Genomic DNA, 25,203 nt, shown 5'->3' with positions numbered 1-25,203 from the left:
TTTTGTGTTTTTATATTTAATAACTATGGTGTTTAGATAAAAACTATGGCTGCTCTTAATATTTTAGGAGATTAAGGAAATATAAAAAATGAGGAATTCAATGTTGTGAACCTTTGGTTATCATAATCTTTAATATCCTTTGCTTTTTTGGCTCATCTGGGGAAATACTCATTACCCTGAGCATGACAGGAAACAAGCAAATTGAATTTTTTTAATAGTTACGCTGATCTTTTCATTAGGTAATCAATCAGTGAACCAAGCGTAACAGTCTTCCCGTAATCTTCTTCGGGAATATCAATCCCGAGTTTATCATTCAGAGCTACAAGGAATTGCAAGGCATCGAAAGAATCAATATTGAGTGCTTCCCTGATATTATCATCGGGTTGGAGGTTGGCAGGGTCTGTATCAGGTGCTATCTTTTTAAGCAATTCTAGGATGTTTGATTTTATTTCTTGGCGCGTCATAATAAATCGGGATTTTGTAAATGAATATTCAGAGCTTCCAGGAATCGGCTGCCGGTAAGACCATCTGTGGCTCTGTGATCTCCAGCCAGAGTTGCATGAATTACAGGTCGGAGGGCCAGCATGTCATCACGAATCAGTGGTTCTTTCAATATACTTCCGAAGCCAATAATTGCGACCTGGGGTGGATAGATCACTCCAAAGACTTTATCCGCACCCTTTTCTCCTAGGCTTGTAATGGTAATGCTGGAATCACTAATTTCCGAGCTGCGCAGTTTCAGGGCACGGGCTCGCGGAATGATATCATTTAGGGCTACCCTAATCTCTTCCAGGCTTTTGCAATCGGCATTGCGTATGGTCGGCACCAATAAACCACCAGCTCGTAGGGAGATCACAAAACCTATGTTTATCTCATTCTTAAGCTTCAGGCCATCATCCCAAACTGCGTTGAGTTCAGGGGTGGTGTCCAGTGCTTTTGCTACTGCTTTGACCAACAGTACGACTGTTAATAATCTTTCTGAGATTTCTCGTTGCCGGTTGGTTTCCTTTAACCAGTTCATTGCCTCGAACATATCTATCTTCTTTTCTAAATAATAATGCGGAATTTCCCGGTTGGACCGGCTCATGGTTGAGGCCACTGCAGCTCGAATACTTTCTTGGGAAGAAGTTTTCATAGTTGATGATACATCACTTATTTTTTTTGTTTTGAATATTTCTCCTTTCTCCTTTTTTACCGTTAAGGCTTTTTCTATATCTGCCTTTATGATAGCCCCCCCTTCGCCGCTTCCGGATATCATTGAGAGATCTATATCATTTTTTTCGGCAATACTTCTGGCCAGGGGAGAAACTTTAATTCTTGAGCTTTGTTCTGAAGTTATTTCTTCTGTAGGCGTTTTTCTAGAAATACTTGTGGTAGAAATAGTCGATGTGCTTTTTTTGGCTTGTGCTTCTTCCTCTATGGGGTGTGTGCCGGAGCTCTTTTCAGAAGCACCTTCAGATCTGAGTTTTGCCATGGGTGTGCCTACGGGTACTTTCTCTCCCTCTTCGATAAGATATGCTTCAAGGATCCCCGTCTCAAAGACTTCTATTTCAATTAGACCTTTTTGAGTTTCCACCTCAGCGATGATATCTCCTGGTTTGAGTTGATCACCCGGTTTCTTTTTCCATTCTACCAGTATTCCTGCTTCCATATCGGCCCCAAGGCTGGGCATTAAAAATGCTGTCATGGTCTGAGTATTTTAATTACTGCTTTTTCAATATCTTCGACCTGCGGAACCGAAGCATTTTCCAAGTGTAGGGGATAAGGGATAGGTACTTCGACCCCACCTAATCTTTTTACGGGAGCATCCAATTCATAGAAAGCTTTTTCCATAAGACGGGCACTGACTTCCGAAGAAATATTGATGGTGCTCCAGGCTTCTTCTACCAGTAATGCCCGGTGAGTTTTGGTAACCGACTTTATGAAGCAATCTTCATCTAATGGTCGAAGAACCCTTAGGTCGATGACTTCAGCATCAATATCTTTTTTCGAGAGCCGTTTTGCGGCCTCGAGAGCTTTGTAAACTCCTATTCCATAAGTGATAATAGAAATATCCTTACCCTCCTTACGTACTTTTGCCTGGGAAATATTTTTAGCACTGGCATCGGCGGATATTTCAGCTTCCAAATTCAGCATGGAAGTATATTCAAAAATGAGTACGGGATCAGGGCTTTTCAGGGCTGTTGATAGCATACCTCTCGCATCTTCATGAGTTCCCACCGAAACAACAATCAAACCGGGAATATGAGCGAATAAAGGCTCCCAACTGTGTGAATGCTGTGCAGCAAGCTGTTTTCCTACCCCCGCGCTCATCCTAATAACCAGAGGTACATTTAACTGTCCTCCAGTCATATGTAATAAAGTGGCGGCATTATTGGCTATCTGATCCATTGGCAGTAACGCGAAATTTACGGTCATTATTTCTATTATAGGTTTTACCCCTGCCAGAGAGGCTCCGATTCCCGCACCTAAAAAACCGGCTTCAGATAGCGGGACATCCATAATACGATCTTCGCCGAATTCCTGAAGTAAACCTTTGCTCACGGCAAAGGCTCCTCCATAGCGGCCAACATCTTCACCCATGAGAAATACACGTTCGTCATTGAGTAGGGCTTCCCTGATCCCTGCTTTCAGGGCTTCACGGTATGTTAATTTATTCAGTTCACTCATGATGCAGGGTTTTCCGAATAGACAAATCTTGTAAGTTCTTCAATAGGTTCCCAGGTTCCTGCTTCGGCAAAGTCGACTGCCTTCTGAATTTCAGCCTTGAGCCTTTCTTCTATTTTCTGAAGTTGTGTTTCGGTTATTAATTTTTCCTTCAGTAAATATTTCCTAAACTTCGGAATGGGATCTCGTTTTTTCCATTCTTCCACTTCCGATTTTTCTCGGTACAACTCCGCATCAAACATGGAATGCGCTCTAAAACGATAGGTGTTACACACCAGCAAATAGGGATTACCTGATTTTCTGACCAGTTCCACGGCTCTATTGGCCGCAGTCATTACCTTGAGCAAGTCCATTCCGTCTATTGCCTTAGATTCTATTCCATAGGCCTGTCCCTTTTTTTCTATTTCCTGGACTGAATGAGAATAACGAAGGGCCGTACCCATAGCATAGAGGTTGTTCTCGCAAACAAAAAGTACTGGAATTTTCCATAGAGCAGCCAGGTTAAGGGCTTCATGAAATATGCCTTCCGCTGCTGCCCCTTCCCCGAAGAAGCATACGGTGATATTGTCTTTTTTTAATTTTTTGGAGGCAAGGGCCATTCCAGTAGCCAGAGGGAGATGGCCACCCACGATGGCACTCCCGCCAAAAAAGTTTCTCTCTTTATCAAAAATGTGCATGGAACCGCCGCGACCCCTGCTACATCCTTCTTGTTTCCCATACATCTCAGCCATAATGGCTCCGGCTTCAACATCCCGGGCAAGGGCATGGGCATGTTCGCGATAAGTGCCCAGCACGTAATCCTCAGGCTGAAGGGCCTGAATGACCCCTGTGGCCACTGCTTCTTCTCCTATATAAAGATGGAGAAAGCCTCTTATTTTTTCCCTTGTGTAAAGCTCGGCACTTTTCTCCTCAAATCTTCTGATCAGAAGAAGTTGATAGAGAAGTTTCTGTGCTTTTTTGGTGCTTAATTGGTCTTTAGTTCTCATGCTCAGTTATGTTCAAGAGTTGAGGTGTCCCCTTCCGGCAAGCCCAGCTCACGTGATTTTAATAAGCGGCGAAGAATTTTTCCGCTGCGCGTCTTGGGGATGCTCTCGGTAAATTCTATTTCTTTGGGAGCAACAGCTGGACCTAGATGTTTGCGTGCAAAACCAGTGATCTCCAATTTCATTTCTTCATTGGCCATTTTCCCTTGTTTAAGAACAATAAATGCCTTCACTAGCTCTCCAATAGAGGCTTCCGGCTTTCCTATTACAGCGGCTTCTGCGATGGCGGGATGTCTCATTAAAGTGCTTTCCACCTCGAAAGGCCCTACCATATGACCAGAGGTCTTTATAATATCATCTACCCTACCAATGAACCAGAAATATCCTTCAGAATCTTTTCTGGCAAGGTCACCGGTAAGATACCAGTCGCCTGAGAAACATTTCTTATAGCGTTCTTCTTCATTTAGGTAGGCTCGGAACAAAGAAGGAAAGCCTTGTTTCAACACCAGGTGACCTTGTAGCCCTGGTGTCTCGATGAGCCTAAACCCTTCTTGGGTTACTTCTGCTATTTCGGCGTCAATTCCGGGAAGGGGTTTGCCCATAGAGCCCGGTTTTACTTCGAGAGAGGGATAATTGGCGATCATGATTCCACCAGTTTCGGTTTGCCACCAGTTGTCCAGAATGGGGATTCCGAAGTTGCGTTTCCCCCAGAGGACAGCTTCGGCGCTTAGAGGTTCTCCCACACTTAGAATAACGCGTAGGGCACTCAGATCAAATTTTTCACCCGGTTGTATGTCCATCCGCATCAATCTTCTGATGGCCGTTGGAGCGGTATACCAGATATTTATTTTTTGTTCTTCTAGAATCTCATACCAGCGCATGGCATCAAATTCTTCCTGGTCTATAATTGAAGTAACTCCATTGACCAAGGGTGCAATGATTCCGTAAGAAGTTCCGGTAACCCATCCGGGATCGGCTGTACACCAGAATAAATCACCAGGATGAAAGTCTAATACATATTTTCCTGTGATATAATGGGTGAGTACCGCCTTATGAACATGCAAAGCCCCTTTAGGCATGCCGGTGGTACCGCTTGTGAAATGGAGCAAGGCAGGATCTTCAGCAGATGTTTCCGGGATTCTGAATTCTACAGAAGCCTCTTTCATTAGCTTGCTCCAGGAAAGCACTTTTTCAGATTGGTGTTGGTCAAGATCGCTAAGTATAATATATCGTAGGGTAGGGAGCCTTTCTTCCAGATTTTTAACTGTCCTATTATATAAAGCTAAAGTGGTAACCAATATTATTGCTTTTCCTTTGTGAAGCCTCTGAAAAACAGGTTCGGGCCCGAAAACTGAAAATAGCGGACAAAATACTGCTGTAGTTTTCAATGTTCCCAGCGCAGTGATGTATAAAGGGGGAATCCTGCCGGTCAGTGAAAAGACGGTTTCTCCTTTTTGAATTCCCAAAGTGCTAAGGACATTTGCGAATCTTGATGTTTCTTCTTTTAAGCGTGTATAGCTGTAGTCCTGATGCCTTCTGTCTTTTTGAATAAACCGTAAAGCCACATTTTCTTTTAAAGATCCGGTGGCATGACGATCAACTGTCAGATACCCAATATTATTTTTTCCGGTTTCTTTTTCCTGTAATAATTCCCTTTCAGTATTGTTCCAGGAAAAGGAAGCTCGTTCCCGCGCATAATTGACGAGGTTGAAGGCCGTTTTGTCTGCGAATGAGCCCATAGATTAAAAAGTTTAAGACTATTAATTTAGCCTCCAGGACTTTGTAAAACAATGATATTTGTCAGGGGGGTTCTGCAGATTAGGTCGTAATAAGGAGTTATGAACCGATAAATTTTGGAACAGCTTTGATATACTAAAAACAGCCATTGTTTATGTGGCTGTTTTCTTTCCTGAGAATGCCGTATGTGACTTTTATTTACACCTAATTGGACCAGGTTGTATTTGATCTTGAAAAATCCTAATTCACCTTGGAAAAATCCAGATCCTGAAAGTCATAACTAAAGTCGGTAAGTGGTGAAACAGGCTCCATTGTGAAACCCTGAGCTTTTCCTTCTCTATCAAGGATAAATACGACAAAAGCATCGGCATTAAGCGTGCGATCATCCCATTTTACCACAAAGCTATTCCCTTTGTAATAGCTCATCTCACCCTGCAGATCAGAAACGTTCTCGGCTTTAAACCGAAGTTTATTCTCTTTGATAAATACCTCTACTTTTCCGAACCATGGGTCTTTATAAATACCTGTGTATCTTCCCAGTAGGTCTGTGTTCATTTGGTTGTTTTTTTGAGCTTCATCAACACTCTGCCAAACTTCAGCTACAATCGAATCGGCCTTTTTTTCAGCTTTTAACCTCCTGTCATTGTATTGTTTGATCCTGTCTTTTTCATCCATTCCGAAGTATGCATCCTTAATGGAGTTGGTAATAGCTCTAAAGGCCGCTCCCGACTGTTGATTGGTAAAGACGATGATGCCCAAATCGAGTTCGGGGATCATGGTTACCTGACTTACGATTCCCAGGAGTCCGCCCGTATGAGTAACCTCAAGGTAACCGTTTACATCACTTAAAAACCATCCAAGACCATAGGCTTTAAAATGGGTATTATAATCGCCTTTACCCGTTCCTGTGAGTGTTTGAGGCGTCCACATTTCACGATGAGCTTTGGTGCTGAAGAGGCTGTCCTGTAGATTTACACCATATTTCCCATCATTAAGTTGAGCCTGTACCCATTTGCTCCAATCTTTTACCGAAGAATAGATCCCCGCGGCAGGATTTCCCACCTTGGTAAAGCTTAGCCCTGTTATTTCCAATTCACCATCAACAGGAGCATGACCATCAATGACATTAGAGTAATCCTCAATTCTGTGCCAGGACATTGCAGTTTGATGCATTCCTAATGGCCCCAGAAGATTCTCCTTTACATAGGTTTCATATTCCGTGCCCGAAACTCTTTCTATAACTTCCCCCGCAACAATGTACAGTAGGTTGTCATAATCATATTGGGAGCGAAAGGAAGAAACTGGTTTGAGAAATCTGAGGTTATAGATGAGCTGATCCTTATCGGTCACATTGGAAGCTGGAAAAACCATGAGGTCTCCTGCCCCAAGGCCCAGGCCACTTCGGTGCGTTAGTAGGTCTCTTATAGTAAATTCACTGGTGACATAGGGGTTGTATAATTTAAATTCAGGGATAACCTCAGTCACTTTGGTATCCCACTCCAGTTTACCTTCATCAATAAGTTGGGCCAGGGCAGCGGCAGTAACAGCTTTGGTGTTGGAAGCAACACCGAAGAGGGTATTCTGGTCAACATTTCCTCCTTTTTTAAGAGAGCGAATACCATAACCTTTCATATGAACAATCTCCCCATCCTTTAGAACAGCAACAGCAGTACCGGGCACGTTAAAGGTATCCATGGTTTTATGGACAAGACTATCGATCTGCTTGGAAGATAGTCCCTGGGAAGTTCCTGAAATCCCACAGAAGAGAAAAGATAGCAGAAATATTGTAGAAAGTAATTTGATATTCATTGGTTTATTATTTATTATCTAAAGATAATAATTTCGGGGGTATTGGTGGATTAAGCCTTAATTAAGGCCGTCAGGTATTTACCTTCCAAATGAAAGGTTGAATTTGGGTTCGGGCTTGTTAGTTGATATTTTGGAATGGACAGAATGCTTTATAAGCAATGGAGGAAAAATTTTTTATTCCAGAGAAATATTCCTTGCGTTTTTATTGTTTACTTTCTTTATCCCTGATATGGGTTAAATGCGCTCCTAAAATATTTACCCGGGGGATGCATTAGCTTTTATCTCCTTTAAGACACCTGGAATGGTTTTTAATCGTAAGCCTAATTTTTTTGAGTGTTTAATTGGTAGTTACCCCCTTAAAGCTATGGATTAGATTTTCATCTCTCCATTGGGATTTAAGGGATTTTCCCGGAATTAAAGGTCCAACCACAACGTACTCTCTTTCTTCCACTTTTAAACTGAATGTTTCTTTTTCTCCAACGGGGATAATATTGTCCCAAATATGATAAGACGGCATTGATTTGCTATCTATTTTCATTTTTTCCGCTACTATTGCATCCTCCAGGTAATTTGCCAGGTCATTTTTAGTGAATCCTTTTTTAAGTAAAACCAGGATATAACTATAATCCTGAGAACCAGTATTTTCAACTGAAACAGGAGTTCGGCCGGTAGGAATATTTTGGGGATAGGAGGTATCCTTCAAATTAAGTGTTATCCTTACCTTTTTATTCACGTCTAAAGACTTTCGGGGTTGGGATGCACCATCTTTCGGAATACTAATTTCCTGGGCCATACCGGCGATAGATTGCCCAAAGGCAACCAAAGCATACCTCCCCGGTTTCAAGGTAGCTTTAAAAGTGGACGTTTTTCCTGCCGGAACCTGTTCAGCACCGCCAATAAACTTGAATGGAGATGGCATTTGAGCTTCGGTCATCCATACTTTTAAATCTTCCATTTTCTGGTCCTTTTCAAGTTTTGTAAGGTGTACGTTGTGATAATTATAATCCTCATATTGTACATTGAATACCTGCTCCCCAGCACTAATTGAGCCTACATCTATGGCGAAATTGGATAAGGTAAGATCCACAGTAGTTTTTGGTTTTTCGGTTGGTACTTTTTTATCCGTAACAATGAAAGGTCGGTCCATCCCTTTATTTTTATGGACAACCCCTTTTGGAGTCTTAAGGTGACAAGAAAGAGTATATAAACCTGGTTCAAGATAAACAGTGGTTTGACCGGTGAGACCGGGTGATAACATTGCAGGGCCACCATAATCTTTTTCCATTAAAGCATAAATGGGATCGTAAGCTGTCGGTGTAGCTTCCGCTATCGCATTGCTTATCATTTGCGATAAAACCTGATAACTTAAAGTATCTACGAATTTTGCGATGACCCCATGGTGGACTTCTTCTCCTAAATTCTCCATTCGGAAAGTAATCCATCCCGATGGAATTTCAGTTGGCATTCCAAAGGCATAATCCACAGCTTTAACATCAACAATATAAGTAGAATCCTTATGAACTTTTACATTTTCTGTTTTCTTATTCCCTAGGTTTTCAGAATCTTTTCCATTTGAATTATTCCAATTGCAGGAAATTAAGAGGGTGGAAATACACAAGGATAAAAGAAAGTCTTTAAAACCGTGAAAATCTTTGCCCTTAGAAAAAATAATTATTTTCATTATGATAGGTTTATTAATGACACTGTCTAACTATTATTAATAACATAGGTCTTCGTCTCTTAAATCCTTACTTAGTAAAGCTAGAAGTGAAGCGAAGTTTTGATGCCTTTCAAAAGTGTAGGGGAAATTTGAGGTTACGGCAGAAGTTAACGGCGGCAATTACATGCCCTTTTTCAACCGATTTGAATTTGTTAACTTATTAAATATAAGGATATTATATTTTTAAGCATTGTCTATCCATTATAGATCGACAAACAACCTATTTTTATTGATGAAAAGAAGTATGGGTATTAGGAGTTTTGGTTCACTGCTTAAGTCCTGGTTGGGTGATTTCAAATCCGGTTTCTTCTTTTTTTCTTTCAACCATTTTTTTTACATCCCGGAGCAATTCCTTAGCATCATATATGATCCCGTCTTTGATCGTATATTTCACACCGCCAACACGTACCACCTCATTTTTTTCTGTAAGTTTAATTGCACCGGTACCATAGAGTACTTTAAAGTTAGCCAAAGGGTTTTCCTCAAGGAGAATAAAATCAGCCAGTTTTCCTACCTCCACAGATCCCAGATCATCTTCAATACCTAAAACCTCCGCACCGTTTAGAGTAGCGGCCATAATAACTTCTAAAGGATGGAATCCCGCCTCACGCAGTAATTCCAGTTCCCTTACGTAAGCAAAACCATAGAGCTGAAATATAAATCCTGAATCGGATCCCGCCGTGACGCGTCCTCCCCGGTTTTTGTACTGATTGACGAAATCCATCCATTTTCGGTAATTCTTTTTCCAGTATACTTCTTCCTCTGTCCCCCAAAAATGCCAGTATGAGCCATGGGAAACCTTACTAGGTTGATAAAATTCCCAAAGAGAAGGAAGGGTGTATTCTTTGTGCCATTCAGCAGTGCGAGCTCGCATCAGATCTCTGCTGGCCTCATAGATATTGAAAGTAGGGGAAAGGGTGAAATCATATTCCAGAAGCTCTGTCATAACAGCATTCCATTTCTCGCTTCCCGGCTCTGCGGATTGCTCCCAGAGCCTTCCCGCTTGGCTGAACCTGTCCTGTTCATTGTTGTAATTGTAATCGGCAGGATAATCCTGTACCGTACGGTTTGTGAACATAGCTTCAGGCAGACCGTACCAGTGTTCCATACTATTAAGGCCCGCCCTTGCCGAATGTAATACATTCCATTTAGCCACGGCCATCTGGGCATGATGGGCCGTAGCTCTTAGTCCAACTTTTTTATTTTCATCCAAAGCGGCTTCCATGATCTTTGGTGGTGCACCAAAGAACTTTATACCATCTGCTCCTCTTTTTGCATTTTTCCTTACCCATTTCCGGGCTTCTTCCGGACTGGAAATTCCGTTATCACTTCCCTGTCCAAAAGCGGTATAGGCATATAGTCGCGGGGCAGTGATCTGGTTGGCTGCACTTTTTTTCTTCTGGTCCAGTACCCAATCGAGGCCGTTCCCGGCTGAAGGATCCCTAACTGTGGTTATCCCGTGGGCCATCCACAACTTAAAAACGTACTCGGCATCTGCACCCTGTGCACTGCCGCCAATATGTCCATGCACATCAATAAAACCCGGAAGGAGGTACATACCCGTAGCATCGATCTCTTTTCCACCTTTTTTTAATTTAGGTCTTTTAGCTGTGTCGATGGCTACCCCGGGATATCCTACTACATGCACACCGCTAATACGATTCTTGGTAACTACTATGTCCACAGGACCTATTGGCGGAGCTCCGTTCCCATTAATAAGGGTCGCACCCCTAATGATGAGCTGAGACCAGGGTCCTTCTCCTTCGGTTCGGGCTGGGGCTTTTTCTACCTGGGCAGAAAATGATTGGGAAATTAAAAAGATAAGGAGTAGGGACCAACTGGATTTAAACATGTTGAGAAGCGGTTTTTTATGAATAATTTCAAATATAAAGTTTTTCTTCTTTACCGGTTTCCAAACAAAATTTTCCTTCTTACTATACACCACTACTTTAAGCTTTCCCAAACCTTAACCCTGATGATCACAATGAAAAATTCAGAAAAGGACCTTCCTTCATGGTGTTTTTATCATTTTCTGTTTTTTTTACTTTTCTCTCTTTCTTTGGCTTTTTTCACCTGTTTTCTAAGTTTGATGATGGTATAGATTACTACTGCCAGGAGAACAAGACCGGTGATCAGAGCATAGCCTGTGGCAGTGTTGGATAAGAATAAGAGGATATTTAAGCTTTTCATCCTTTGAATTTACCAAAAAATAAGTTTTTTAAACCCCTTTAACAATACTTTCAGGAATTAAATTTTTCTCCTCTCAGCTCCTAACGTATTTTTATTAAAAGCATTAAAACAAAAAGTAATGAAAGGTATAGGTGTAAAGGGAGTAAAATGGGCCAAAAGAGCATTGGCCGTGAAATTAGGGAAAACTGCAGTGAAAAAAGGAGGACTTGTGGGAGTTGGTATAGGAGCCGCTGCCGGGCTGGGCTATCTGGTTTGGAGCTTTAGTAAGAAATGTAAAAATAGCCATAGCTATGACCGCCCGATCAATAAAATTACCACAGATAGTGAGAAGAAGATCGTAGTTTGAGATCTCATTGAATACCGGGTAGTACGGGCAAAATATCCTATAATTTTTCTTTAGATTTGTAGATTAAATGAGTTTTGATGGAAGATCTAAAAACCAGGATATTAGCCTTGCAGGAAATCTCTGCCGGCCTTGAGCCATCTCCTATTGAACGTGATAATTACTTTAATGAAGTAAGGGAATATTCCAATAATTTTCTCAACGGCCTTCCTACTTTCGGGACTTATTCTGCGCAGAAGGTACAGCGGGAGGCTTTGGAAGTTGAAGAAGATCCCAAACCGTTGAAAAAAATCTTAGAAATCTTTGCCAAGGAAGTTGCCGGAAAGGGGATTAAGCCTGCTTCGGGGGGATATATGGGATATATTCCCGGAGGCGGAATTTACGCCTCAGCCCTAGGGGACTTTCTTGCCGATATTACCAATGAATATGCCGGGATGTCTTATGCCTCTCCGGGGGCAGTGGCTATGGAAAATGAACTCCTTAGCTGGATGAAATCGCTTTTCGGTTTTCCTGAATCTGCTGTTGGAAATCTTACTTCCGGTGGTTCAATCGCTAACCTGATTGCTCTTACCGCTGCCAGGGATAGACACGGGGTTAAAGGGGTGAACATTGAGAAAAGCGTTGTGTATTTGAGCCCACAGTTGCACCATTGTAATCTCAAAGCCTTAAGAATCATTGGTCTTGAGGATGTAATTATCCGGGAATTGGAATTAGACGATGGATCACGAATCCTTGCACAGAACCTGAAACACCAACTGGAAGCGGACAAAGCTGCTGGCTTAAATCCTTTTTTACTAATTGCTTCCGCCGGCACGACCGATACCGGGGCTATGGACCCTTTAAATGAGTTGGGAAGCATTGCCCAGGAAAATAATCTTTGGTATCATTTAGATGCGGCTTACGGGGGGTTCTTTATCCTTTGTAAAGAAAAGAAACATCTTTTTAAAGGTATAGAAAGGGCTGATTCTCTTGCAGTAGATCCGCATAAAGGGCTCTTTCTACCCTTTGGACTAGGGGCTGTATTGGTCAAGGACCGAGAGGCCGTTTTTCATTCTCATCACCGTAGTGCTAACTATATGCAGGATGCCATAGAAAATGAGTCCGAAATAAATCCAGCCGATGTCTCACCAGAACTCACCAAGCACTTTCGCGCCTTGCGATTGTGGTTACCACTTCAGCTCCATGGCATAAGACCTTTTGTAGCCTGTTTGGAAGAAAAGCTTTTGCTTACGGCTTATTTTAGGAATAGACTAAAGGAAAAGGGTTTTGCCCTTGGCCCTGAACCCGATCTTTCTGTAAGCTATTTCTGGTGGCCACTTGGCCAAAAAGAAACCGATTTTAATAAAAAGCTGTTGAAAGAGATCCACAATGACGGAACGGTATTCTTTAGCTCCACCAATATCAATGGTCGCTTTGTCATCAGGATGGCTCTTCTGGCTTTCAGGACCAAAATCGAACACGTAGATAAAGCTGTGGAGCTTCTTGATAAAGCCCGTCTTAAATTACTTGGTAGTCCTTAGAATTAACGTCCATTTTGTTTCTTAGCAAATTTTTTAAGAGCGGTGGCTTTGATATATAGGAAACCTCATTTGGGCATTACCCCTTAGTCTGAATCGAAAAATCAACTCCAGACTCCTGACCACATAAAAGAGGTTAATCATTCACCACCGGGGAACGATCTTCACTGTATTTCCAATCACGGTATTTTTGAAGGTCCAGACGTACATATTTTAATAGCGCAGCAAAAACAGCCGCATCATCCAGGTATCCCACGAAAGGCACGAAATCTGGGATGAGATCTATTGGAGAGAGCACATAGAGTAATGCGCCACCTACCGAAGAAATCACCAACCACGGCACATCCTTGTACCTTCCTTTATACCAATCCTGTAGCAGAGTAAATAAATCTACAAAATCCCGGTAATATTCATTGAGGTTCTCTATGTTTAAGAATTTTGAAAATAAAGAGTTCTTTTCTTCAAAAAGCCGTTTCAATTTTTCTCGGGAAAAAGTCTTTTGTCTTTTCTTTAATTCTTTATCGGCTTTCTGATGGGAAAATTCTGACATTTAAATGAAAGTTTTTATTTCGGATAAAATTAAGAATTAATGTTGAGGCTTTTAAAGACCCTCAGGTTTATAACAGAAGATTATGAAAATTCGATTCGAATTTTTACTTTCAAAAAGTACATGAAAATCCCAATAGGAAATACCGAGCTATTGGGTTTTCTTGCAGGGTAATCATTTCACAAAGCCTGTCACCTCAAAACACTTTTGCCAGGGGCAGGCTTTTGCTTAAGCATACTTCGACTATATTAGATAAGCCTTAGCCTAAAAATAATCTAATTAAAACCTTAGCTGTCATAGCTTTCTTTAACTTAGGATTTCATTAACTTAGCTCAAAATTTCTATGTCTTGCGTTTAATATTTTCCCTGCTTTTTACCCTGTTATTCAAGGTGCTTGCTGCCCAGGAACTCCCTCCTGTAATAAATTTTAATTCGAATATTTACGCTGGTGGAAATCAGAACTGGATGATCTCTCAGGGAGCTAATGATAATATTTATGTAGCAAACAGTGCAGGACTGCTGGAATATAATGGAGCGAAATGGACACTCTACCCTGTCCCAAATGAAAGCGTTGTGCGTTCGGTGAAAGTGGTTGATGATTTAATATTCACCGGAGCATATAAAGAGTTAGGTTATTGGCGAGGTGATGATAAAGGGGTGCTTGAATATACAAGTTTGGTTCCCCAGCTTCCTGGTGAATTAAAGGATGGCCAGCAATTCTGGCATATTGAAAATGTAGGAGATATTGTAGTCTTTCATAGCTTTGAGGGCCTTTACCTTTATGATATTCAAAGCAGAAAACTATCTGAATTCCCAATAGCCGAAGGAGTGGTAACCAACCTTTTTCAGACTTCAGGGGATATCTATTACCAGGTAGCCCAAGGGGGGCTCTTCAGTATAAGGAATGGCAAGCCAGAAATAATTATTCCTTCTGAAATCCTAGGAGACCTTGAATTAATGGAGGTCTTCCAAGATGATCAAGGATTGGTGCTCATTACGCGTGATGCACGTTTTTTCAAATGGCAACAAGGAGAATTGAAGCAATATCAGGATGCATTAAGTCGGGAATTAAAGGGGAAAAGCATATTCTCGGCCTTAGCCTTGGAAGATAAAGGCATTTTGCTGGGAACTGTAGAAGACGGAATTTTCCACATCAATACACGCGGGCAAATCCTGCATCATTTCAATCAGGAGAATGGTTTTCTCAACAATACGGTCCTCAGGTTATTTAGTGATCGGAACCAAAATATTTGGGCGGGTCTGGACAATGGACTTAGTGTAATCAACCTGGACTCTCCTTTTAAGATTTACCAGGACCTCTATGGGAAATTGGGAAGCGTTTATACTTCCTTTCAGAATTCCGAGCATTTATACCTGGGAACCAACCAGGGTCTTTACTTTCGTCAAAATGGAGAAGAAGAGTTTAATTTCATAGATGGCAGTAATGGACAAGTTTGGAAACTTAGTTTTATTGATGGAACACTTTTCTTGGGCCATAATACTGGTACCTTTATGGTGGAAGGCACTGAGTTAAAACAAATAGCTGAGCGTTTCGGGACATGGATTATTTTAGAACTTAAGAGTCATCCGGGCTATTACATTCAGGGGCATTATAATGGGTTAAGTCTGCTTAAAAGAACCTCCGAGGGATTTGAAGAGTTACCCATGCTTGAAGGTTTTCCGCATTCCTCAAAATTTATCGTTTCTCAAGAGAATGGCAATATCTGGGTAGGGAATGAGCATAAAGGGGTTTTTAGACTGAGACTGAATAAGGCAATGAATGGGTTCTCTGAAATCCAAAATTATCCATTCGAGGGAGTATCAGGTATTTCTTCCAGTCTTTTTAATTTTAGGGATGAGCTTTATTTTGCCACGAAAGAATATGTTTTCAAGTACTTGCCGGGAGAAGATAAATTCAGTGCTGAAAACGAATTAGCTGATATCCTTAGTACAGAAAAACGTATTTCCGGGAAGTTCGTTAAAGATGATAAAGACGCATTATGGGCCTTTACAGCCAATACTCTATTGAATATCACCCCTGATCCTTTAAGTTCCAAATTCCAAAGCAACACCATATACCTCTCTGAGGAGATCCAAAACATCACCCCCGGATATGAAAACATCGTACCGCTTAACGATGGATCACATCTTTTGGGAATCGCCAATGGCTATCTTAAACTTGTTAAACCTGATTATGAACAGGGAAATTACAGTTTGCGCATAAACAGCATTTACAATGCAGCCCTTGATGAAGAACCTAGGCTTCTTAGCCTTCATAAGGAGGAACCCTTTCATTACAAGACCAATAACATTATCTTTAACTATAGTATTCCTGAATATAAGAAATTCCTCACCCCAGAATACAGTTACCGCCTCTCCGGTTTTACTTCTGCTTGGAGTCCATGGAATGAGATTCCGTCTTCTGAATTTAAAAACCTGCCTTTTGGCGATTATGAATTTGAGGTAAGGGCAAGAATTGGGGATGAAATCGGACCATCGACCACCTATAAGTTCAGTATTGCCCGCCCATGGTATTTAAGTCACATAGCGCTTATAATTTATCTGCTACTCTTTGCAGCTGTACTCTATGGGGTAAATAAGATCTATAAACGCCGTCATGAGAAGTTTGTAGAGGAAAGTGAAAAAGCCCTTAGAATGAAAAATCTTGAGGCTGAAAGAGAGATCATTAAACTTAAGAACAGGGAACTAGAACAGGATATGACCAGTAAGAATAAAGAGCTGGCTGTTTCTACCATGAGTTTGATTAAGAAAAATGAGTTCCTCAATATAATTAAGGATCGTCTTAAGAATTCCGAGCAATCCTCAGAGGTGCGGTCGGTAATGAGGACCATCGATAAAGAGATAAGTGAAGAGGATAACTGGAAATTTTTCAAAAAAGCCTTTAGTAATGCCGATAAGGATTTCTTTAAAAAGATGAAAACAAAGCATCCCGAACTTACCAGTAATGACCTTAAATTATGTGCCTACCTACGCCTTAATCTGAGCTCTAAAGAAATTGCTCCACTTCTCAATATTTCGGTTAAAAGTGTGGAGATAAAACGATATCGTTTGCGGAAAAAGATGGAATTGCCCCGTGAAGTGAATTTAACCGAATATATTCTTCAGGTTTAAAGCTATACAACACCTTATTAAAACTCTACATAAACTCTACACAATCCATAAAAGGCTGTGGGTTTATACCTTATGTTGAAATCTAATGGTATTAGGTATAGTCCTGTTAGGCTCAATTTCCTGGACTATTTCCTTCTTTTTTAATTGCTATTCCCTCTTTTTATCAATCATGTATACTTTTTGTAAAGGTGAGTTTTTACTGCTCTTAACAATTCTTTAATAGATTGCCGTAACAAATTCAAATAATAATTCCAATGAAGAAATTTTTATGTTCAATACTGCTCCTGTTCGGCGGATTTTTCTCGATGCAGGCACAGACCTTTTCAGTAGAAGGGAATGTGACCGATGAGAGTGGAATGCCGCTTTTAGGGGTCAATGTACTTGTTAAAGGAGAGTCCCGTGGAACCACGACTGATTTTGATGGTAATTTTTCCATAAGCGGGGTCAGCGAAGAAAATGTACTTGTTTTATCTTATGTAGGTTTTGAAACTTTGGAGGTTCCCATTACCGGGGATTCCTTCCTTAATATCGTTTTGAAATCAGATTCTGCGGCGCTTGAAGAAGTTGTCGTGATCGGATATGGAACACAACAACGTAAAGATGTTACTGGTGCTGTATCTGTAGTTTCTGGAGAAACTATAGAAGAAATGAAACCAGTAAGACTGGAGCAAGCGCTACAGGGAACCGCAGCCGGTGTGAATGTAACTCCCTCTTCTGGTGCTCCCGGAGCCGGAATTAACATCAACATCCGTGGGGTTGCCTCAAATAGTGTCAATGGACCATTGGTTCTTATTGACGGTTACCAGGGGGATCTGGGTACCCTAAATCCTAATGATGTGGAATCAATCTCTATTCTTAAAGACGCGCAGGCCGCCATTTACGGTATTGCCGGTGCAAATGGAGTGGTACTTATTACTACCAAAGGCGGAAAAAAAGAAATGGCCCCTACTGTACAATATGATACTTATGTAGGAATGCAGGAAACTTCCCGTCAGCTCCCACTTTTGAATGCCACCGAATATGCGTTGCTCTTAAATGAAAGCTATGCCAATAACGGGCAGGCAATTCCATATCCAGATGTTAGTGGTTTTGGAGAAGGCACTGATTTTCAGGATGAAGTATTTGACACTGCACCGATTATTAACCACAATATTACCCTTAGTGGTGGTTCTGAAAAAGTAACGTATTCAGTGGGCGCCTCTCATTTAAACCAGGAAGGGATCATTGGAGGAGATAAATCTGATTTCCAACGTAATATAGCCAGGTTTAATTTAGGAATAGATATCTCTGATGAGTTCAAATTACAAGCCAACTCAATATATACCAGTATTGATCGTCGTTCCATTAATGAGAATGGACTTGGATCGGTCCTATTTAATGCCTTGAATATTGCGCCAACTTTTGCAATAGATCAGGAGGATCTTGATGGAACATTAGGGAATGAAATTATCAACCCGCTTTCTCAGATTGAAAATACGTTCAACGACTATAACCTAAATAAATTCAATGGGTCTTTTAGTTTGGAATATACCCCGATTGAAGAATTAACTTTCACTTCCCGTATTGGTTATAATCTTAGTAACAGTAAAGGAAAGAATTTTTCGCCTATTGTGGATTATGGATCAGGAAAGGTATTTAACGTACCAAGAAGTACGGTAAACCAAAATAGAATTAATGATAATTCTTATACCTATGACCTTTTTGGTACTTACGAGAACACTTTTGATGAGACGCATCATATTACAGCTACTGCTGGGATGACAGTAATTCGTGACTGGGGTGATGGGCTTTTTGCTACCGGTTTTGATGTACCAAACAATTCCTGGGAATTTGCCGATATCAGTCTTACTACCGGAACCAATGATGGTAAAAACAACGGTTCTTATAAGTATGATATTCGCAAACTTTCATTCTTTGGAAGATTGCAGTATGACTATCAGGGGAAATACCTGGTATCGGGAATGCTACGGAGAGACTCTTCTACAAGATTTAGTCCTGACAACCGTGTGGGTACCTTCCCTTCATTTACTGCCGGATGGATTCTTTCAGAGGAGGATTTCTTAGCTTCTTCAGAAGTGATTTCTTTCCTAAAACTAAGAGGAAGTTTTGGGATTCTGGGTAATGATGAAGCAGGAGGTGCCGAGTTTTATCGTTCGCTCCTGGACGGGGAGGCTACATATGTTCTCGATGGAAACCTTGTTAATGGAACGGCACTGGGGAGGATAGCCAACCCCCTTTCAGGCTGGGAAGAATCAGAAAAAACCAATATCGGGTTAGACCTTCGTTTATGGGATGGCCAGGTAGAGATCGAAGCTGATATCTTTAGGGAAGACCGTAAGGATCTTCTGGTTTCAGGAATCCCGGTATCAGGAATTCATGGAGGAGGAGCTCCGGGCTCTGGTTCGCCAACCATTAATGCCGGAACTACCAGAAATGAAGGTTTGGAATTTGCCATCAAATACCGCAATTATGTAAGTGACGATTTTAACTTTAATCTGAGCTATAATGCTACTTTCCTAAACAATGAGGTAACCGCAATTAACGGTGTTGATTTCATCCCTGGTGGACAGTTTGGGGTTGGACAACCTCTGCCTTCACGATTTGAACCAGGTTTTCCAATGGGATATTTCTATGGTTACAAAACCGATGGAATCTTCCAGAACCAGGCTGAGGTGGATGCGCACCCGTCTCAAAAAGAATTGGGTGCTGATGCCGCTCCCGGGGACCTCAGGTATGTAGACCTGGATGGAGACGGGGTGATCACTCCAGATGACCGAACTAATATTGGCGATCCTATTCCGGATGCCACAATGGGATTGAACATCAACCTGAATTATAAGAATTTCGATTTCACGACATATACCTACGCTTCTTTAGGAAATGAAATGGTAAGAAACTATGAAAGAAGTCAACCAAACGTTAACCGACACGCCTATGTAATGGAAAGATGGAGAGGTGAAGGCACCAGTACCGAAGTGCCAAGGCTTACTTCCGGTGCAACTTCAAACCGGGTGCTTTCAGAATTTTACGTAGAAGACGCTTCTTATGTGAGAATTCAGAATATACAATTGGGATATACCTTACCTGAAGACTTTGTTTCTTCGGTAGGCATTCAATCATTGAGATTTTATGCAGCGGTAAATAACCTGTATACTTTTACTGATTATAAAGGATTTGATCCTGCCGCTTCGACTGGCGCGCCTATCGGTGGAGGAATTGATTTTGGGTTCTACCCTGTTCCACGCATTTATATGGCCGGACTAAACTTAAAATTCTAAAATACTGAGCGATGAAAATATATAATTTAAAAATGAAATCCGTTCTTCTGCTATTGGCCGTGATTACTTTCACTGGCTGTAGTGAGGATTATCTGGATAAGACCGAGGAATACAATATCAACTCGGAGAATTATTTTAATTCTGAAGATGATTATTATAACGCTCTAATCGGAGTTTATGATATCCTTCAATCCACTTATGTAAATGTGCTGCTGGGTGAGATCGCTTCAGATAATACCCTGAGTGGGGGAGAAAGTGCTACCGACGTTATTGGTTTTCAACAGGTAGATGAAATGTCACACACTCCAATTAATGACAACCTGGATGATGTCTGGGATTGGAATTTTGCTGGAGTGCAACGTGCCAATTACATCCTGGAATTTGAAGATAAAACCGAGTTTGAAGGTAAAGAAACCATTATAGCGGAAACTAAATTCCTGAGAGCTTATTTTACTTTTGAACTCCTAAAATGGTTTGGTCCTATTCCTATCAAGGGGGATGAGCGTTTTGTGCTTGGCGATGAGCAATCTATCCCTAGGGCTTCAAGAGAAGAGGTTTATACCCAAATTGAATCTGATCTTCAGTTTGCTATAGATAATCTTGACTACACAGCTCCTCAAACGGGCCGTGCAACCAAAGGTGCTGCTATGGCACTGAAAGGAAAGGTACACCTGTACCAGGAAGAATTTGATGCAGCTGCAGATGTCCTTACCACTTTGATAGATAACGGGCCCTATGCACTTTCAGATTTTGAAACCCTTTTTGAACAAGAAGGTGAAAATAATGAAGAATCGGTTTTTGAAGTTCAATATACTGGAGAGGAAGGAGCCGGATTCGGATGTCTTCAGTGTAGTGAAGGAAACGTTGCAGTAGGATTCCAGGGAATAAGAAACTATAGTGGGCCATTGTTTGAGTCAGGCTTTAGTTTTAATGTACCTACCCAGGAAGCTTATGATATGTTTTCTGATGAGGATATCAGGAGAGACCTATCAATCCTGGATATTGAAGCCTGGGCTGCTGAAACCGGAGCTTCTTATGGGGAAGGTTACAAGCATACCGGGTATTTCAACAGGAAATATCTTCCGAGGAAAAATGACAATATGGGAGATGCAAACCTTACCCAGCCTAATAACTACCGGGCGATTCGCTATGCAGATGTGTTGCTAATGGCTGCTGAGGCACTTAACCGTAAGCCTAGTCCGAATGATCAGCTTGCGCAAGATTACCTTAATGAGGTTCGCAAAAGAGCAGGTTTAAGGGAAGTGGAAAATTCAGGAGAGGCGCTTACCGAAATAATTTACCAGGAGAGAAGAAAAGAATTAGTAGGGGAAGGACACCGTTTCTTTGACCTGGTAAGAACTGGTAGAGCAGCGGCTAACATAGACGGATTTACTTCAGGAAAAAATGAAGTTTTCCCGATTCCACTGGAAGAAATAGAATTTTCTCAGGGTAACTGGGAGCAGAACCCCGGATACTAAAAAATAACAATTATGAAAAAATACTATAAAATAATTTTTGCCTTACTACTTACAATGCCTTTTGTAAGTTGTGAGAGTGATGACGATTCCATGGTAGACCTAAATCAGATTGAAGATCCAGCTGAATTGGGAGCTACCTTTCAGATCACCCAGGATAATTCTGGTCTTGTGACTATTATGCCAAAGGGCGAAAGCGCTAATATGTTTAGTGTAGATTTTGGCGATGGAAGTGATGTTGCTTCAGAAATCCGACCTGGAGAAAGCGTGGATCATGTTTACCCGGAAGGTCAGTTTGAAGTGGGGATCACCGGAACCAATTTAAATGGAGTTTCGGCAGGGGGTAAACAAGCCCTTATTGTTTCTTTCCGTCAACCTGAAGATCTTGTTTTTTCAATTACAGAAGCAGAGGACGATAACTATACGATAAGCGTCTCAGCAGAAGCTGAGTATGCCGGGATGTTCAATATTTATTTCGGTGATGAACAGGATGAAGAGCCTACGCCATTGATGATCGGTGAATCTGTTACTCATACTTACGATGCTATTGGTGATTATAATGTTCGGGTAGTGGCCTTAAGTGGCGGCGCTGCAACATTAGAAAAAACCCAAGTGGTTTCCATTACCGATCCTTTATTCCTACCTATCGATTTCGAATCAGAAACCTTAGCTTATTCTTTTTCTAATTTTGGTGGAGGAGAAGGAGCCGGTGTACCGGTAATCGATAACCCAGATCCATCTGGAGCCGATACCAGTGATAAAGTTTCCACTACCAATACTAGTGATAAAGTTGCTTCCTATACCAAACCGGAAGGTTCCGAAACCTGGGCCGGTACATCCATCGTTTTAGATGAACCTATTGATTTCTCCTCCGGACGCTATGTAAGCGTAGATGTATGGTCACCTATGGCAGGAGCTGAGGTCTTGTTTAAAATTGAAGATCTGGATAATGCCGATATTAATGTTGAGGCATTTGCAACCACTACCTTAAGTGGGGCATGGGAAACCCTAATCTTTGATTTGAATTCCATCGACCCATCGGTAGATTACAAGAAGGTGGCATTGTTCTTTAATTTTGGTGTTCCTGGAACTGGAGAAACCTATTATTTTGATAATATCAAGACCACAAAACTGGAATTGCTGAGCCTGCCACTAGACTTTGAATCAGAAAACCTGACCTATGAATGGGGCGGTTTTGGAGGCGCCGGTGGTGCCGTAATCGATAATCCGGATGTCACTGGTGCAAATAACAGCGCTAAAGTTACTGAACTAACTAAAGGTGATGGCGCTGAAACCTGGGCCGGAATCTCTCTTAACCTGGATCAAACCATTGATTTCTCTAATGGGACTACTGTAAAAATGAAAGTTTGGTCTCCCAAAGCAGGAACCCCAATTCTTTTCAAGCTGGAAGATTCCCAGTCTGCACCTAATGATCAGGGTAATCCTTCGGTGGTAGCTGAAGTCGAAAAGCTTACCACGACTTCTAACCAATGGGAAGAGATGAGTTTTGATCTTACCGAGTTTAATGATTTCAGTGTAAGTAATAACTATGACAGGCTGATCGTATTCTATGATTTTGGAAATCCAGGAGACGGATCTTCTTTCTATTTTGATGATATTCAACTTGTTTCTAATGTGGAGCCTACTTCCGTAGCACTTCCACTATTCTTTGAATCCGAAAATCTTTCCTATTCCTGGGGTGGTTTTGGAGGTGCTTCAGGTAATGTTATACCAAACCCTGACCCATCAGGAATTAATAGTAGTGCTAAAGTAAGTGAGCTAATCAAAACTGATGGTGCAGAAACCTGGGCCGGGATCTCGATGGATCTTGATCAAGTGGTTAATTTCACAAGCGGAACTACCATAAAAATGAAAACCTGGTCACCTAAAGAGGGTGCACCTGTGCTATTCAAATTTGAAGATTCTCAGTCAGAACCTAATGCGGATGGTAATCCTTCAGTAGTGGTTGAGGTATTTCAGAATACGACTACCGCTAACCAATGGGAAGAGATGAGCTTTGATCTTACCAGTTTTGATGCCTTTAATCCCGGTGCGAATTATGACAGGGTGGTAATATTCTACGACTTTGGTACTTCCGGAGAAGGTTCAAGCTTCTACTTTGACGATATTCTACTTACGAAATAAAATTAATAAAAATGAAAAATATAATTCAAACAGGTCTTGTAGCACTTCTGCTGGTATTTACCAGTGCATGCTCCAATGACGATTACGATATCGGCGAAATAAGCGCTCCCACCGAGCTGCAAGTCGAAACAGATATCGCGGGTCAATCAGACGATATGCTCGAAGGAGACGGTAGCGGTGAAGTAACCTTTACTGCAACTGCACAGGGGGCCATGACTTATAAATTCGTCTTTGAAAATGGAACCACGATAACTACAGCAAGTGGGGTATATAAGCACCAATTTTCTGAAACTGGCACCAAAAAATATACCGTTAACATAATAGCCTACGGTCCTGGTGGAACTGCCAGCTCTACAACGGTAGAGGTTGAGGTCCTGGTAACTTATGAACCACCTGCAGATTTAATTGAGAAATTAGTTGGAGATGGGGCAAAAGAATGGCGAATTAAAGCTGAAGCTGCCGGTCACTTTGGCCTTGGTCCAGTAGGAGGGAATACCCCTACAGAATGGTATGGTGCAGGTCCCAATGAAAAGTCTGGTGTAGGAATGTATGATGATAGATATATCTTTGAGGAAGATGGTACCTTTGTTCATATAACCAATAACACTAATGATGATCAAGATGTTAACCCTTCAGGAGATGTCTTTGGAAGAGCAGGCCTTGTTGACCAATTAGGAGTAAGCTGTGATTGTGAGGTTCAGGGTGATGATGTTCTTAATATCCCTTATGATGATTATACAGAAAACTGGTTTATTTCCGCTCCTGGAGGTAAGGAAACGATTAATCTTACCGGATTAGGTTTTATTGGCTATTACATTGGTGGCGATCACCGATATGAAATATTCGATCGTTCTGGTACTGATGAGTTAATCCTCAGAGCTACAGATGGTAATGGTGATTTCGACTGGTGGTTCATTCTTACTTCCGATTCAGCTGAGGAGGAATTTGAATCAGCCTATTCAGAATTGCTTTGGGAAGCCAATTTTGATACCGACGGGGATCTAGATCCTGCAGTTTGGAACTTCGAAACCGGTAACAACGATGGCTGGGGTAACCAAGAGTCTCAATACTACACCCAAGACAACGCGGTAGTTAGTGGAGGGAATCTTGTAATCACCGCTAAAGCTGAAGGCAGAGAAGGTTTTGATTATACTTCTTCAAGAGTTACCACTCAGGACAATTTCGAGTTCACCTATGGAAGAGTAGAAGCCCGTGCTAAACTACCTCAGGGTGAGGGCACTTGGCCGGCGATCTGGATGCTTGGGTCCGACTTTGATGAAGTGGGATGGCCGCAAACCGGTGAAATAGATATTATGGAACATGCTGGAAACGAGCAGAACCTAATCCACGGCACCCTTCACTACGAAGGAAGGTCTGGAGGGAATGCCGATGGGAATACCATAATGGTTGATGGCGTAAGCGATGACTTCCATGTCTACAGCATGGAGTGGTCTCCTGAGCGTATCGTATTCCTGGTAGACGGGAAGGTTTATCACACTTATGAGAATACTCCTGATTCCCCTTTCAATAAAGACTTCTTTCTTATCCTGAATGTAGCGATGGGTGGAACCTTTGGAGGAGATATTGATCCTGATTTCGGAGAATCTTCAATGGAAGTGGATTACATCAGAGTATTTCAATAAACCTTGAGAATTAGCCA

17 protein-coding genes are annotated in these 25,203 nt (G+C 41.5%); 7 read left to right on the top strand and 10 right to left on the bottom strand.

The genetic code is table 11. The features are described from left to right. Positions 1–218: 218 nt before the first annotated feature. The 9 genes from ACW6NC_RS06435 to ACW6NC_RS06395 all read right to left on the bottom strand — a co-directional run bounded on the left by ACW6NC_RS06435 (position 219) and on the right by ACW6NC_RS06395 (position 11,106). Entirely contained in the window at positions 219–464 is a 246-nt protein-coding gene (locus ACW6NC_RS06435) for an acyl carrier protein (protein ID WP_457864510.1), read from the bottom strand. Next, positions 461–1,687, bottom strand: coding sequence for a dihydrolipoamide acetyltransferase family protein (locus ACW6NC_RS06430; protein WP_457864509.1), 1,227 nt, complete (start codon positions 1,685–1,687; stop codon positions 461–463). Before ACW6NC_RS06430 ends, ACW6NC_RS06435 begins: the two co-directional genes overlap by 4 nt. Further along, positions 1,684–2,670 (bottom strand): alpha-ketoacid dehydrogenase subunit beta, encoded by a 987-nt coding sequence (locus ACW6NC_RS06425; protein ID WP_457864507.1) that lies wholly within the window; start codon positions 2,668–2,670, stop codon positions 1,684–1,686. Before ACW6NC_RS06425 ends, ACW6NC_RS06430 begins: the two co-directional genes overlap by 4 nt. Then, a complete protein-coding gene (gene pdhA / locus ACW6NC_RS06420; protein WP_457864505.1) occupies positions 2,667–3,653 on the bottom strand; it encodes a pyruvate dehydrogenase (acetyl-transferring) E1 component subunit alpha in 987 nt (328 codons plus the stop codon). Before pdhA ends, ACW6NC_RS06425 begins: the two co-directional genes overlap by 4 nt. A gap of 2 nt (positions 3,654–3,655) precedes the next feature. Continuing rightward, positions 3,656–5,389 carry an acetate--CoA ligase gene (gene acsA, locus ACW6NC_RS06415; RefSeq protein WP_457864504.1) on the bottom strand — a complete coding sequence of 578 codons (1,734 nt, stop codon included), beginning with the start codon at positions 5,387–5,389 and terminating at the stop codon, positions 3,656–3,658. Between the two features lie 238 nt (positions 5,390–5,627). Next, positions 5,628–7,196, bottom strand: a complete 1,569-nt coding sequence (locus ACW6NC_RS06410; protein WP_457864502.1) for a serine hydrolase — start codon at positions 7,194–7,196, stop codon at positions 5,628–5,630. 337 nt (positions 7,197–7,533) lie between these two features. Next, on the bottom strand, positions 7,534–8,877 hold the full coding sequence (locus ACW6NC_RS06405) for a hypothetical protein (protein ID WP_457864501.1): 1,344 nt from the start codon (positions 8,875–8,877) through the stop codon (positions 7,534–7,536). A gap of 304 nt (positions 8,878–9,181) precedes the next feature. Then, positions 9,182–10,768, bottom strand: coding sequence for an amidohydrolase family protein (locus ACW6NC_RS06400; RefSeq protein WP_457864499.1), 1,587 nt, complete (start codon positions 10,766–10,768; stop codon positions 9,182–9,184). A 173-nt stretch (positions 10,769–10,941) separates the two neighbouring features. After that, complete coding sequence (locus ACW6NC_RS06395; RefSeq protein ID WP_457864498.1) at positions 10,942–11,106, bottom strand: hypothetical protein; 165 nt, start codon at positions 11,104–11,106, stop codon at positions 10,942–10,944. 118 nt (positions 11,107–11,224) lie between these two features. On the opposite strand from ACW6NC_RS06395, the gene ACW6NC_RS06390 reads away from it, so the two are divergent. Together ACW6NC_RS06390 and ACW6NC_RS06385 are read left to right on the top strand one after the other, a co-directional pair. Then, positions 11,225–11,452, top strand: a complete 228-nt coding sequence (locus ACW6NC_RS06390; protein WP_457864496.1) for a hypothetical protein — start codon at positions 11,225–11,227, stop codon at positions 11,450–11,452. 77 nt (positions 11,453–11,529) lie between these two features. Then, on the top strand, positions 11,530–12,969 hold the full coding sequence (locus ACW6NC_RS06385) for a pyridoxal phosphate-dependent decarboxylase family protein (RefSeq protein ID WP_457864494.1): 1,440 nt from the start codon (positions 11,530–11,532) through the stop codon (positions 12,967–12,969). A 133-nt stretch (positions 12,970–13,102) separates the two neighbouring features. Here ACW6NC_RS06385 and ACW6NC_RS06380 read toward each other — a convergent pair whose 3' ends face one another. Beyond that, positions 13,103–13,516, bottom strand: a complete 414-nt coding sequence (locus ACW6NC_RS06380; RefSeq protein ID WP_457864493.1) for a YkvA family protein — start codon at positions 13,514–13,516, stop codon at positions 13,103–13,105. 345 nt (positions 13,517–13,861) lie between these two features. Here ACW6NC_RS06380 and ACW6NC_RS06375 point away from each other — a divergent pair, with 345 nt between their 5' ends. The 5 genes from ACW6NC_RS06375 (at position 13,862) to ACW6NC_RS06355 (ending at position 25,186) form a co-directional block, all read left to right on the top strand. After that, on the top strand, positions 13,862–16,645 hold the full coding sequence (locus ACW6NC_RS06375) for a helix-turn-helix and ligand-binding sensor domain-containing protein (protein ID WP_457864491.1): 2,784 nt from the start codon (positions 13,862–13,864) through the stop codon (positions 16,643–16,645). A gap of 254 nt (positions 16,646–16,899) precedes the next feature. Next, on the top strand, positions 16,900–19,923 hold the full coding sequence (locus tag ACW6NC_RS06370) for a SusC/RagA family TonB-linked outer membrane protein (RefSeq protein WP_457864490.1): 3,024 nt from the start codon (positions 16,900–16,902) through the stop codon (positions 19,921–19,923). An 11-nt stretch (positions 19,924–19,934) separates the two neighbouring features. Continuing rightward, positions 19,935–21,401 (top strand): RagB/SusD family nutrient uptake outer membrane protein, encoded by a 1,467-nt coding sequence (locus ACW6NC_RS06365; RefSeq protein WP_457864489.1) that lies wholly within the window; start codon positions 19,935–19,937, stop codon positions 21,399–21,401. 12 nt (positions 21,402–21,413) lie between these two features. Then, the gene (locus ACW6NC_RS06360; RefSeq protein WP_457864487.1) at positions 21,414–23,543 is read left to right on the top strand and encodes a hypothetical protein; all 2,130 of its coding nucleotides are present in this window, start codon (positions 21,414–21,416) and stop codon (positions 23,541–23,543) included. Between the two features lie 11 nt (positions 23,544–23,554). Then, on the top strand, positions 23,555–25,186 hold the full coding sequence (locus ACW6NC_RS06355; RefSeq protein WP_457864485.1) for a family 16 glycosylhydrolase: 1,632 nt from the start codon (positions 23,555–23,557) through the stop codon (positions 25,184–25,186). The last annotated feature ends 17 nt before the right edge of the window (positions 25,187–25,203 follow it).

This window comes from Salegentibacter profundi (assembly GCF_054121475.1).
This window is presented reverse-complemented; position numbering and strand designations above follow the sequence as displayed.